15 protein-coding genes are annotated in these 13,148 nt (G+C 43.8%); 11 read left to right on the forward strand and 4 right to left on the reverse strand.

What is annotated here, in order from left to right; translation table 11 throughout:
- Positions 1-11 precede the first annotated feature (11 nt).
- On the forward strand, positions 12-569 hold the full coding sequence (locus F7R58_RS09930) for a GNAT family N-acetyltransferase (RefSeq protein WP_158064768.1): 558 nt from the start codon (positions 12-14) through the stop codon (positions 567-569).
- A 54-nt stretch (positions 570-623) separates the two neighbouring features.
- Positions 624-1,598: a YihY/virulence factor BrkB family protein gene (locus tag F7R58_RS09935; protein WP_158064769.1), complete on the forward strand. Its 975-nt coding sequence runs from the start codon at positions 624-626 to the stop codon at positions 1,596-1,598.
- On the opposite strand, the gene F7R58_RS09940 is transcribed toward F7R58_RS09935, so the two are convergent.
- The gene (locus F7R58_RS09940) at positions 1,595-2,071 is read right to left on the reverse strand and encodes a hypothetical protein (RefSeq protein ID WP_158064770.1); all 477 of its coding nucleotides are present in this window, start codon (positions 2,069-2,071) and stop codon (positions 1,595-1,597) included. The genes F7R58_RS09935 and F7R58_RS09940 overlap by 4 nt on opposite strands.
- A 96-nt stretch (positions 2,072-2,167) precedes the next feature.
- Here F7R58_RS09940 and F7R58_RS09945 point away from each other — a divergent pair, with 96 nt between their 5' ends.
- A complete protein-coding gene (locus F7R58_RS09945; RefSeq protein ID WP_158064771.1) occupies positions 2,168-4,303 on the forward strand; it encodes a helix-turn-helix domain-containing protein in 2,136 nt (711 codons plus the stop codon).
- Positions 4,304-4,326: 23 nt separating this feature from the next.
- On the opposite strand, the gene F7R58_RS09950 is transcribed toward F7R58_RS09945, so the two are convergent.
- Together F7R58_RS09950 and F7R58_RS09955 are read right to left on the reverse strand one after the other, a co-directional pair.
- Positions 4,327-4,881 carry a hypothetical protein gene (locus tag F7R58_RS09950; RefSeq protein ID WP_158064772.1) on the reverse strand — a complete coding sequence of 185 codons (555 nt, stop codon included), beginning with the start codon at positions 4,879-4,881 and terminating at the stop codon, positions 4,327-4,329.
- Positions 4,882-4,952: 71 nt separating this feature from the next.
- Positions 4,953-5,285 (reverse strand): zinc ribbon domain-containing protein YjdM, encoded by a 333-nt coding sequence (locus tag F7R58_RS09955; protein WP_158064773.1) that lies wholly within the window; start codon positions 5,283-5,285, stop codon positions 4,953-4,955.
- 130 nt (positions 5,286-5,415) lie between these two features.
- Here F7R58_RS09955 and lnt point away from each other — a divergent pair, with 130 nt between their 5' ends.
- The 6 genes from lnt (at position 5,416) to F7R58_RS09985 (ending at position 9,259) form a co-directional block, all read left to right on the forward strand.
- Complete coding sequence (gene lnt, locus F7R58_RS09960) at positions 5,416-7,065, forward strand: apolipoprotein N-acyltransferase (RefSeq protein WP_158065465.1); 1,650 nt, start codon at positions 5,416-5,418, stop codon at positions 7,063-7,065.
- A 95-nt stretch (positions 7,066-7,160) separates the two neighbouring features.
- A complete protein-coding gene (rpmB, locus tag F7R58_RS09965; RefSeq protein WP_158064774.1) occupies positions 7,161-7,397 on the forward strand; it encodes a 50S ribosomal protein L28 in 237 nt (78 codons plus the stop codon).
- 9 nt (positions 7,398-7,406) lie between these two features.
- On the forward strand, positions 7,407-7,589 hold the full coding sequence (rpmG, locus tag F7R58_RS09970) for a 50S ribosomal protein L33 (protein ID WP_039341297.1): 183 nt from the start codon (positions 7,407-7,409) through the stop codon (positions 7,587-7,589).
- Between the two features lie 21 nt (positions 7,590-7,610).
- On the forward strand, positions 7,611-7,763 hold the full coding sequence (locus tag F7R58_RS09975) for a DUF4295 domain-containing protein (RefSeq protein WP_158064775.1): 153 nt from the start codon (positions 7,611-7,613) through the stop codon (positions 7,761-7,763).
- A gap of 161 nt (positions 7,764-7,924) precedes the next feature.
- Positions 7,925-8,878: a signal recognition particle-docking protein FtsY gene (ftsY, locus tag F7R58_RS09980; RefSeq protein ID WP_158064776.1), complete on the forward strand. Its 954-nt coding sequence runs from the start codon at positions 7,925-7,927 to the stop codon at positions 8,876-8,878.
- Between the two features lie 126 nt (positions 8,879-9,004).
- Positions 9,005-9,259 (forward strand): GlsB/YeaQ/YmgE family stress response membrane protein, encoded by a 255-nt coding sequence (locus F7R58_RS09985; RefSeq protein ID WP_158064777.1) that lies wholly within the window; start codon positions 9,005-9,007, stop codon positions 9,257-9,259.
- A 70-nt stretch (positions 9,260-9,329) separates the two neighbouring features.
- Here F7R58_RS09985 and sppA read toward each other — a convergent pair whose 3' ends face one another.
- Positions 9,330-11,087, reverse strand: coding sequence for a signal peptide peptidase SppA (sppA, locus tag F7R58_RS09990; RefSeq protein WP_158064778.1), 1,758 nt, complete (start codon positions 11,085-11,087; stop codon positions 9,330-9,332).
- Between the two features lie 22 nt (positions 11,088-11,109).
- On the opposite strand from sppA, the gene folK reads away from it, so the two are divergent.
- Complete coding sequence (gene folK, locus F7R58_RS09995) at positions 11,110-11,553, forward strand: 2-amino-4-hydroxy-6-hydroxymethyldihydropteridine diphosphokinase (protein WP_158064779.1); 444 nt, start codon at positions 11,110-11,112, stop codon at positions 11,551-11,553.
- Between the two features lie 86 nt (positions 11,554-11,639).
- Entirely contained in the window at positions 11,640-13,070 is a 1,431-nt protein-coding gene (locus tag F7R58_RS10000; protein WP_158064780.1) for an OmpA family protein, read from the forward strand.
- Positions 13,071-13,148 lie beyond the last annotated feature (78 nt).

Consider the following 13,148-nt stretch of genomic DNA (forward strand, 5'->3'; position numbering starts at 1 on the left):
AGCCTCTATAAATGAGCCAAACCATCGAACTTATAACCGACCGGCTGCGGCTGGTTCCACCAGAAATTACTGATGGGCAGGATATTACTGCGCAGATCAATTCAACCGAAGATATTGCGCGGAATATCTTCAATATCCCTTGGCCTTATACCGTAGCCGATGCGGAGAACTGGCTTTCTGTTTGCCACGAGGGATGGGAAAATCGCACTTCTTTCCGTTTTGCAGTTAAAGATAAGGATACAGGTCAGTTTATGGGGATGATTGGCCTGCATCCGGACACAGCACATCAAAAGGCTGAGGTAGGCTATTGGCTGGGTAAAGATTTCCACGGCTTCGGTTATGCCACCGAGGCTCTCAAAACCGTTATTCAGTTTGGCTTTGAAAATCTCACTCTCAATAAGATTTTTGCTACCCATTTCGCACACAATCCAGCCTCAGGAAAGGTATTGCAGAAGGGGGGCATGAAGCATGAAGGATTCCTGAAACAGGAATACCGTCATCGGGAAATCTTCCAGGATGTTCACAGGTATGGTATCCTGAGAAATGAATGGAAGGACATAATGCACTAAAGCCTGCGGTTCTGAAAGGCATTAAAATTGAATTCGGTTTCGGCAAATTCAACTATGAAAAAGCTAAAGGAACTGTGGAGTATTATTGTGGCCACATTTAAGGACTGGAGTGCCAGGGATTTAGGAACAGACGCCGCGAGTTTGGCATACAGCGCGATTTTCTCGGTACCGGGTCTGCTCATCATCATTATCTGGGTGGCAGGCATCTTTTTTGGCGCAGAAGCCGTACGTGGCGAGATCACCCAGTTCATAGGGAGTATGATGGGGAAAAATGTCGGCAAGCAGGTAGAAGAAATGGTGGTGAGCGGAATGATAGACAAAGAAAACATCTGGATGAAAGCTTTTGGTGTAGCCACCCTCGTATTTGGTGCTACATCACTCTTCTTTCAGCTTCAGAAATCACTGAATAAATTATGGGATGTGGAGGCGGCTCCCAAAAAAGCGTGGCAAAAATTCATACTGGACCGCGCCAATTCTCTGGGACTAATCCTTGTAATCGCATTTCTGCTACTCATCACCCTGCTCCTTTCATCATTCATTGGTATGGCCAATGACTGGATAGTGGCCCATTTCAGCGTGGAGACCTATCTCCTGGTTCAGCTGTTAAACATTGGCGTAGGCTTTATGATTACTATGGTGCTCTTCGGATTTATGTTTAAAGTATTGCCGGATGTGGAATTACCCTGGAAATCCGTTTGGACAGGAGCCTTTTCCACTACCCTTCTGTTCACGGTGGGTAAATATCTGATCACTTTCTATTTCGAAAACTTCAATCCCACCTCAGCCTTTGGTGCAGCCGGTACGGTGATCCTGCTGATGCTTTGGGTAAATTATACCTGCCAGCTCATTTTCCTGGGGGCTGAGTTCACCAAAGTTTATTCGCAGAAAAAAGGCCTGGCGGTGAAACCGTCACGTCATGCGAAATGGAACCCGCAAATGATTGCCGAGGACAAAAAAACTCAAATCGTATGCATGGTTGATGCTGAGACCGATGAGTACAGGAAGACTCCGGACGATTCTATGATTTAATTTACAGCAGCATCACCGGACTGCGCACCATACACCAGAACCGCCTTACCCAATTCGCAACGGACTCCCACCGGCTGTGGCTCCACCCTGCAATCTGAGAAAAGATTCCTGCGGCGGTTATATGCAGCCTGACGCCTAGTAAACTCCTGTATTTTAGGCAGGATTTCCGTCTCAACATCCTTATGATAGGCAATATAGGCTGCCGGTCCTCCACAGGGCTTGGAACCTACCGGAGAAACGCGCCAGTCCGCAGAACCACTGCAAGTGCGGGCAACGCTCAGCGAATCTATGGAGGCTTTCATCACCCGAATATTTTCCCTTTCCTGTACCAGCACTTCTTCACTTTCTTCCGGCTGGCGCTCGGGCTTTAATGCTACATCCTTAGGTAAAGTTTCCGGGTCGGCCACATTTTTTTTAACAGAACAGGAAGCAGCGGTTAAAACAAGGGCAAAAATCACAAATCTTATCTTCATTGCTATGGTGTATGAAGGCCAAATTTAGCCAAAAAAACCGGGTAATGTAAAATTTACCGCCACATGTTTTGACCTTATTTTTGCTAATTTTGCCTGATGAACCAGCAGCTTTTTGACCTCGCAGAACATACCAGCCGAAGCATTTTCCTTACCGGAAAGGCCGGCACCGGTAAGACAACATTCTTAAGCGGGTTCGTAAAGAAGACCTCCAAGAAACATATTGTTCTGGCTCCCACGGGAATTGCCGCCATCAATGCCGGCGGAGTTACCATACACTCCATGTTTGGGCTGCCGCCACGCACCTTCCTACCTACGCATGAACGTATAGATGGAAACATAGCCCTGAACATCGCAGATCTCATGCACCACTTCAAATACAGGAAGGAAAAACTGAAACTGCTGAGGGAAATCGAGCTCATTATTATTGATGAGGTATCCATGCTGCGTGCCGATGTACTGGACATGATGGATCATTCGCTGCGTTTTGTACGGCGGAATGACAGCCGGTTTGGTGGCGTACAGATGCTCTTCATCGGCGACCTTTATCAGTTGCCGCCCGTGGTCCGTGACGAACATATCTTAAAGCAATATTACAGTTCTCCTTTCTTCTTTGAAAGTCATGCCCTGAAAGAAGTTCCGCTGATCACCATTGAACTCACCACTGTTTACCGGCAGACAGATGAGGCATTTCTGGACATTCTGAACGATATCCGCGAAGGTGTTACCGGTGATATTGATTTTGACCTTCTGAATGAAAGGTATTTGCCCGATTTTGATCCTGGCGCTGACCCCTACGTTTACTTGACTTCGCATAACCGTATGGCCGACGAAATCAACCGTAAGAGGCTTGCCGAACTTCCGGGCAAGTCCCGATTGTATGCCGCAGACATTGAGGGCACCTTTAACGAAAATCAGTATCCAAATGATGAGGTACTTGAACTGAAACCCGGCTGTCAGGTGATGTTTATACGTAATGATGCCAGCGGCGAACGGAAATATTTCAATGGTAAACTGGCAGAAGTCCTGGAAGTCGGGGAAAAGGAAATAGTGGTTCAGATTGATGGCAGCGAAGATACCTATACACTGAAAAAGGAAACCTGGGAACAGAAAAAATATTTCCTGGCACCGGATAAAACCATTAAGGAAGAGGTACTGGGCAGTTTCAACCAGTATCCCATCCGCCTGGCATGGGCCGTAACCATACATAAATCGCAGGGTCTCACGTTTGACCGGTTAATTATTGATGCGGGACAGTCTTTCGCCTCGGGACAGGTTTACGTGGCACTCTCCAGGTGCCGTACCCTGGAAGGAATTGTACTTAAATCAAAGATTACCCCGGATGTGATTATTACAGACCGCCGGGTGGCGCAGTTTCAGGACGAGACGCAGGCAAATGACCGTCTGGCTGACATCCTGAATTCCGAGAAATATGATTACAGCATCAACAAAATCACCAGCCGACTGGACTGCACCTGGATAAGCGCAGCACTGCAGTCATGGTATCATTCTGCAAAAGCAAGCAAATTCATTGACACCGATAAAGTGAAGTTCCTGTACGAATCCATTAAGCCGGAAAGCGAAAACCTCAGCAGCATCTTCAGGAAGTTTGACAAGGTAATTCACCAGAAAGCACATCATTTCGTCGCCGGAAAAGAGGAATGGAAAGAGGTGGAAACAAAGGCCGCCGGGGCAGTGAATTTTTTCTTTGCACAGGTTAATTCCAAAGTATTTGCACCTCTAAAGGAATTTTACGCCGAGAATAAAGGTACGAAGGGTCTGAAGCAATACAATGATGATTTTCGGGTGTTGCTGGATGACCTGGAAGATTATCTGAACAGCCTTAAGTCGCTTCAGTTACTTGAGGTTTCATTGTTTGACAAGACCAATGATGTTCCGGTTACCTCCAAAATTGCAAAAGTACCATCGCATATACTTACCTTCCAGCTTTTTGAAGACGGCAAAACGATTCCTGAAATTGCCCGCGAGCGCGGACTGGTAACAGAAACAATTTATGGCCACCTTGCCAAATTTGCCGAGCGCGGACTGCTGGACCTACAGCGCGTATTTGCGAAGGAAAAAATCAGTGTTTTTGAGAGAGAATTCCGCGAAAATACTCATGAGACCCTCACCGACTGGAAAAAAGCCTTACCCAATGAATTCGAATTCAATGAAATCCGTATTCTGCTCAATCACTATAATTATTTGAAGTCGAAGGAAGAAGAAAACGGATAAATGATGAGGTAATAAGTGGGTGGTTAATAATAATTTGTATTTCGGAGAATATTTAGGTAATTGGACTCGGATAATTTCCGCTCATTATACCACGTCTCCAAAACATCTTTTTTGTCCCGTAGTTTGTTTGAAGAGGTCTGCTCAAAATTCACTTCCGTAATGCTCCCATCCTTAAATGATATGACCATCTGATTCCTGATTCCGCGCGATATAAATCCCCGGAAGTCACCTTTTATATCATTTCCGATGAGCCTTAACCGCTCAATATCATCCGCCGGAATTACTTGGTCGTCCACAATGATCCGGTCATGCAACAACTCTAATGTACCGTTAGGATGTGCCTTGTTTTTGGCGCTGAACAGAACATAATTTAGTACAGCGAGCAGAAAAATACCAATCAGCACCATGTTCAGGGTGAAGGTACTCTCCAGAAAATAGTCCTTCTTACGGTAAAACTGCGGAAAAAGGCTGAGGATGAGTAAACTCACAATAAGAAGTGCATCGATAACCATCAGGATAACGAGGAATTTGCCGACTGTAAATTTCTTCTTTGCAACTGTGCTGAATGTTCTGAACATAATTTTTTGTTAAGGCAGAATTACCTATACGATTTACATATAAATCAGGATATGGATGGAGCTTGGGGGATTCAGGCTTTCTTTACGAATTCCGATTTTAAAGCCATGGACCCGAAACCATCAATTTTACAGTCAATATTATGATCAGAATCAGGACGTAATCTGATGTTTTTCACTTTTGTCCCGGCTTTCACCGGTTTGGGTGCCCCTTTCACAGGAAGGTCCTTTATGACAACCACGCTGTCGCCGTTCTGCAGTTCATTACCGTTACTGTCCAGCACCTTTGTCTCCGCATCGGTCTCGGCCGGATCCCACTCATGGAAGCATTGCGAACATACCTGGAGATTATCCTGTTCGTAGGTAAATTCGGATTTACATTTAGGGCAAATAATTACATCACTCATGGTATTGTTTTATACGCTCAAAGATACGGCTTTTATCTAAAAACGGCTTTGTCAGCAGGACAGTTGAATCGTTTTAATAGTTTAAATTTGAGGCCTGATAAATCAGAAAGTTTAAACGGGAGTTTTTATGATGAAATATGTAATATTATCACTGATCTCAGCGATGCTGCTCAGTATTTCCTGGCCTACCTACGGCATCCCCTTTTTTATTTTAATCGCTTTGGTACCCTTGCTGCTGATGGAGCACGAAATCACGAAGTTTTCTAAGATAAAACACAAGACGGCCGCCGTCTTTGGGCTATCCTATCTTGCTTTCCTCATTTGGAACATTGTAACCACCGGTTGGCTGTACGGAGCAAAAAATCCGGACGGATCCAATTCGGCTTTCGCAGTGGTAGTTCCTGTTCTGGCCAATTCCCTGCTTTATACAACGGTATTTACGCTCTATCACCGTTATAAAAACATACAGGGAACTTATTGGGGACTGGCTTTCCTGGTGGCACTCTGGATGGCGTTTGAAAAGTTTCATCTGGAGTGGGAACTTACCTGGCCCTGGCTTAATCTGGGCAATGCTTTTGCGGACTATCCCCGGATTATCCAGTGGTACGACACGCTGGGAGCCACAGGCGGCAGTTTCTGGATCCTGCTAGTTAACGTGTATGCGTTCTATACAATCAGAATCTGGGAAGCGGGCCGCAAAAGACAGGCACTCCTCAAAAATATTGCGGTTTTGTCTTTGGGCATATTCCTTCCAATGGGGATATCGCTTATACAGTACAGCACCTTCAGCGAAAAACCTACCGGAGAAGTAAGCGTATTGATGCTGCAGCCCGACCTGGACCCATATACCGAGAAATACAGTAAAGACAGCCTTCAGATCCTGAATGAACTGCTGACTCTGGCGCATGAAGGATCTGGTGGAAAAATTGACTATTATATAGCGCCCGAAACCGCATTACCAGGATATGGCTCGATTTCGGAGCCGGGTCTGGAAAACAGCACTTTGCTGAATTCGCTGAAAAGCTTTACATCCGGAAAACCCGGCTCTGTATTCGCTACCGGAATTTCCTCACACCGTTTTTATTCCGGCAATGATAATGTGCCCAGAAATGCTTATCAAACCCGTCAGGGTGTTTGGGTAGAGAGCTTTAACACAGCAGTGCAGGTAGCACCGGTCGGCACAACCCAAGTCTACCATAAGGGAAAATTGGTTCCCGGAGTAGAAATATTTCCCTATATCGGTGTCCTGAAACCCATATTAGGTGATGCGATGCTCAACCTGGGCGGCACCGTCGCATCTCTTGGGGTGGATGATGAACGCAGGGTGTTCAGCAACAGTTTCAATAATGGCAGGCTGGCACCGATAATCTGTTACGAAAGTATATATGGTGAATTCACTACGGAATATGTAAGGAAGGGTGCAAATTTCCTGGCCATTATGACCAACGACAGCTGGTGGGGCGTGAGCCAGGGACACAAACAGTTGCTGGCTTATGCCAGACTGCGTGCTATAGAAACCAGACGAGAGATTGCGCGTGCCGCAAACAGTGGCATCTCTGCACATATTAATGCGAGAGGAGATATTGAAGCCGACACTTTCTATGGTGACCAAACCACTCTGCACGCCAGTATTAAACTTTATGAAGGCCAAACAATTTATACCAGAACAGGTGATCTTCTGTCTCGAATCTGTATCTTTGCCCTCGGATTTCTTCTTTTTTACCCCATATTGAAGAAACTTCAGTCAGTAAAAGATAACTACGGGAAGAAAAAGTCATGATTTGCAGTTATTTAATTTACAAATATTTGCCTAAGTAATATTTTCTTCATAGTTTTGCAACCTCAAATAATTAAGTCAAAAAAGAACATCGAGATATGTCAAGAATTTGCCAAATAACAGGAAAGCGTGCAATGGTTGGTAACAACGTTTCCCACGCTAACAACAAAACGAAGCGTCGTTTTGAAATTAATTTGTTGGAAAAGAAATTTTACATTCCGGAAACAGAAGAGAACATTACACTGAAGGTTTCTGCTCACGGATTGAGGATCATCAATAAAGTTGGGATCGAGGAAGCAGTTCAGAGAGGAAAAAGAAACGGATTTATTAAATAATTAGTAATCATGGCAAAAAAAGGTAACAGAGTTCAGGTAATCCTGGAATGCACCGAGCATAAAGAAACAGGAGTGGCCGGAATGAGCAGATACATTACGACCAAGAATAAAAAGAATACGACGGAAAGACTGGAACTTAAGAAGTACAATCCTGTTTTGAAGAAGTATACCGTTCACAAAGAAATTAAGTAATCTTTATAAAGATATATTACAATGGCAAAGAAAGTTGTAGCAACCCTGAAAGACGCCAGCTCTAAAAAAATGGCGAAAGTGGTAAAGATGAACAAATCTCCTAAGACAGGAGCGTACATTTTTGAAGAAAAAGTAATGAACGCTGATGATGTTGATGCTTTCCTGAAGAAATAATTGACATTATAACGTAATGATATCAGACTACTCAAAATATTGGGTAGTTTTTTTATTTATCTTTGTATCTGCAGTCTTCGGGGGCATTTAATGCCTTCAGGAGGAAGGTGCAGACATCATTTTAACCAGACAGTTTCTGTCTGTAATCTGAGATCTCATATATGAGTTGGTTTAAAAAAATATTCAATAAACAGGAAAAGGAAACCCTGAACCAGGGACTGGAAAAGTCCAGCCAGGGATTTTTTGAGAAAGTATCCAAAGCAGTAGTTGGCAAAAGTAAAGTAGATGACGATGTACTGGATGATCTGGAAGAAATCCTGATCAGGTCCGACGTTGGTGCTGCTACCACCGTAAAAATTATAGACCGTATAGAAAGCCGTGTGGCACGTGACAAATATGTGGGAACCGAGGAACTGGACAGAATCCTGAGGGAAGAAATTACCGCATTGCTCCTGGAAAATCCGCATGCCGCAACCCAGAATATTGACATCAGCAAAAAACCTTATGTGATTATGGTGGTAGGCGTGAATGGTGTAGGCAAGACTACAACGATTGGGAAACTTGCACACCAGTTTAAATCCGAAGGCAAGAATGTCGTGCTTGGAGCCGCTGATACCTTCCGCGCAGCAGCCGTAGACCAGCTGGTGATCTGGAGCGAACGTGTGGGCGTCCCTATTGTAAAACAGGGCATGGGCGCCGATCCGGCTTCGGTTGCCTTCGACACGGTGCAGAGTGGCGCAGCACAGGGCGCGGATGTGATTATCATTGATACAGCAGGCCGCCTTCACAATAAGGTAAATTTAATGAACGAACTCACCAAGATCAAAAAGGTGATGCAGAAGGTGATACCTGATGCCCCGCACGAAATCCTTCTGGTGTTGGACGGTTCTACAGGCCAGAACGCTTTTGAGCAGGCGCGGCAGTTCACCGCAGCTACAGAGGTAAGTGCCCTGGCCGTAACAAAATTGGACGGTACAGCTAAAGGCGGTGTTGTTATCGGCATTTCCGACCAGTTTCAGATTCCTGTGAAATATATTGGTGTGGGAGAAAAGATGAATGACCTCCAGCTCTTCAACGGCGCTGAGTTTGTAGACTCCTTTTTCAGGCGCTCCTAGACTTTTAAAATTTTAGTGTTTTTTTATATCATTCCAACAATTATTAATTCTTGGTTTAAAAAGGTCTGACTTTAGCTTAGACTAAGTAAATCAAATAATAATTATTAACATTAAAATTTTAAAACTATGGGTATTTTAACTTGGATCATTTTTGGTCTTATCGCAGGTGCAATCGCAAAATTCATTATGCCGGGTAATCAGGGAATGGGTTGGTTAATGACAATCATTCTGGGTATCGTAGGCGCATTTGTAGGAGGCTGGATCGGAACAATGTTTGGTTGGGGAACAGTAGACGATTTTGATTTCGGAAGCATGGTTCTTGCCGTTGTAGGTGCACTCCTTGTTCTCTGGATTTACGGTATGGCAACCAGACGCGGATAATCAATTATTAAAAACAAAAAGAATCCCCCACCAGATTTGGTGCGGGATTTTTTTGTTTGAGTAGTCCGATTTACTGAAGTTTAATTGTATATGGCATTCCCATGATGATCCCGGACTGCAATTTAGGATTAGTAACCTGCTCGAAAAGCTGGTAGTTTTCTTTGCCCATCTTACTTTTAAGGAATTTTGCAGAGATCTCATCCTGGTTTAACCCTTCAAAAAACTGCTCCAGCTGCGAACTCTTCTTAGGAAACGCGGTTACGCTGTATTCTTTAACATTTGCCTTTTTGGCAGCGAATGCCAGCGCATCTTCTAAAGATCCCAGTTCATCCACAAGGCCAATCTGCTTTGCACGGGTGCCGGACCATACACGTCCACCACCTACTTCATCAATCTGGGCAAAGGACTTCTTACGGTTCTGGGTTACAAAGTGTACAAATCTTTTGTAGGTGCCTTCCACACTGCGGGTCATCATCCTGACCGTGCCCGGTGACACACCGTTGATCAGGGAGAAATTATTTGAATTGGCATTGGTAGCAACACCTTGTGCATAAATTCCGTTCCTGTTTGCTAAATCTTTGGCATATGGGATCATTCCAAACACTCCAATCGATCCTGTAATCGTATTTTCCTCGGAGTATATGCGGTCGGCAGCCATGGCTATATAATATCCTCCCGAAGCAGCATAATCGCCAAAGGAAACTACCAATGGTTTCTTCTTTTTCAGTTGCTGAAGTTCAAATAAAATCTCATCGGATGCGTTGGCACTTCCTCCCGGTGAGTTCACCCTAAGTACAACCGCCTTCATATCTTTGTCTTCAGCGATTTTCTTTATTTCCTTTACGAAGTTCTGCGCATAAATATCCTTGGCGCCCTCACCATTATAAATAGCACCCGAGGCATAAAGTACCGCTATCTGTCCTCTATCCGATTTTTCATCATCTTTAAAAGAACGGACATACTTAGCCAGACTGACACGGTTAAGGTCCTCTTTTTCCTTAAGCTTAAGCTTTGACTTTAAAAGATCATCATACTGCGATTTCTGAAGCAGTTTATCAGCCAGTCCGTGCTTCACGGTCAGCTCAGGGATCACACCGTACAGGCTGTCTGTCACCATTGCGAGTTGTGTGGGTGAAATTTTTCTTGAAGCTGCAATTTTAGCAGAGGTGCCACTCCAGATATCATTAAGCAGTGTACTAAGCTGTTCACGGTTTTCCTCAGACATATCATCCCTCATATAAGGCTCTACTGCTGCCTTGTATTTTCCGTGACGAATGATTTCGAGTCCAATGCCATACTTTTCGGCAAAACTTTTCATATACATTACTTCGGTTCCCAGTCCTTTCAGTTCAATTCCACCGGAGGGATTCAGATAATACTGGTCCGCTACGGAACCCAGATAATAGGCAGGTTGTGAGACTGTATTCCCATAGGCCATCACAAATTTTCCGGATTTCCGGAAGTCCTGTAATGCCTCGCGGATTGCATCAAGCTGTGTCATTCCGGCACTTATAAAATCGGTCTCTATACTGATCCCTTTAATTTTCGGATCATCCTTTGCTTTTTTTATGGCATTTACCGCATCGTAAACCAGAACGCTTGACATCGGATTATTAAATTCAAAGATGGATTCCTGATCTTCCGTGGGACTGTCAATAATATTGGTTTTCATATCAAGGGTAAGCACGGTGTTCTTTTTTACCTGCGTCTTCTTGTCTCCCGCAGCCGCACTTACCACCATCATCAGCATAAAAAACAAGGTAAATACGCCACCGATCAATAGGATTGCGACTATATTTGCAAGTACAGTTCTGAAAAAACTTTTCATAATTAATTTAGAATTTAACGATATGTCGCACAATGAAGCCATTTTGTTACTGGGCAGCAACAGGGGAATTCCGGAGGAAAATCTGAAAATGGCATTAGAGTTGCTAGAGAAGAGTAGCTGCGTAATAAAACGTAAGAGTAAAGTTCTTAAAACTGAACCTGTAGAGTTTGAATCTGACCGATTATTTTGTAATATTGCTATAGAGGTCTGTACCGCTCTTTCACCTGTAAAACTGCTTAAGACATTAAAAGGCATTGAACAGGGTATGGGACGTGAAACGGACAGCGGTATTTCCAGGTTGTATACGGACAGAATAATTGACATAGACATCGTTACGTTTAACAGTCTGGTTTTTATTTCAGCTTTGCTTGAAATTCCGCATCGGAGACATTTGTTTGAGAGGGAATTTTCAAAAGAACTTATTGCAGATTTACGCAGTAGTCAGTCCTTGCAGGATCGAAGTTAGATGATTAGGGGATTTCATCTGTACTTCAAAAAAAGTGTAATAGGCTGTTAATTAGAAATCAATTATTAACATTAAAATAATAAATTATGAAAGTAACTACCGCTGTACTTGCACTGTCGCTGGCTTTACCATTTGCCGCCTCTGCGCAGGATTCCATCGCAGTAATGAGCAATGAATACCCAAACACGTATTCATCTGGATCTGCCAATGTCTATCCTTTCACCCAGGATTCAAAAAGATTTAACGATTGGGCTATTTCAGCCGGTGTCGGAGTGCCCTTATTGCAGACTGCAGAGTTGACATCAATTAAATTTGGGGATAACAGCCCAAAAAACACCTGGGGTTATTCTGCTTATTTAAGTATTGATAAAGCAATCACCCACGCATTTGGTCTGAAACTTCATTACGATCGTGGAGAAAGCAGACAGGGCTGGTTTAACACAAAAAATGCTGATGCTACCGCCGCAGCACCAATGGGTGGCCGTACGCAGTTTGATGCACTTTCTCTTTTAGGTGATGTAAACCTTTCTAATCTTCTTAGAAGAGTGGATAACAAGTCGCCATACAGATGGGCGCTGCATGCTTATGCCGGTTTAGGAAGTTTAGCATACAGAGCTTATGTAGAAGACGCAAATGGACAGCGTATGACTGGCGAAATTAAGCCGTTCTCACTAGGGTCATGGATGTTCCAGGGTGGTACCGGTTTAAAATACAGACTGAATAACAGGCTCGATGCCGAAGCCAGATTAATGTATGTTTATACAGGTGATGATGAATTTGATGGTATTGTACAACCTTCGGACAAATCCGATAATTTCTTTAATGCGACTTTAGGTCTTACCTATAATATTGGTAAGCATGAATCGCACCTGATGTGGCATGATCCACTACAGGAAATCTATTACAAGCTTGACGTTCTGTCTGAGAAAAATCAGGATATTGAGGTTTGTAAAGCAGGTGACAATGATAATGATGGTGTTTGTGATGATTGGGACAGACAACTTGATACTCCTGCAGGTGCAAGAGTTGACGGTGCAGGTGTAGCCCTTGATACAGACCTTGACGGTGTAATTGACCTTTACGACAAGTGTGTTACGGTTCCCGGGCCTGTTGAAAACGACGGGTGTCCTACATCAGGACCATCAACGGGAGGTATAATCACTGATGATACAAGAACCCTGGAAGGTATTGAATTTGACCTGAACTCAGATAGAATTCTTCCGTCCAATACACCAATTCTAAACAACGCAATCAACTATATTAATTCCACTCAAGGATCTTACCGAGTAGTGGGTGGTACTGATACAAGAGCCAGTGATGCTTACAACCAAAATCTTTCTCAAAGAAGAGCGAACACGGTTAAAAACTACCTGGTGCAAAACGGTGTGAACAGCGGAAAACTTGAAGCTGTAGGCCGTGGAGAAAAGGATCTTAAATACCCGGAATGTGATCCGGCTACAAAATGTCCGGAATGGAAAAACAGAGCAAACAGACGTGTTTATTTCGAAGCGAAATAACCTGACCTAAGTTTTTTTTGAAGCCACGCAATGCGTGGCTTTTTTTATGATTACGGATCAGAATTCCTTATTTTTACA

The sequence above is a fragment of the Chryseobacterium sp. genome, from assembly GCF_008831505.1.
In the GTDB taxonomy this organism is placed as follows: Bacteria; Bacteroidota; Bacteroidia; order Flavobacteriales; family Weeksellaceae; genus Marnyiella.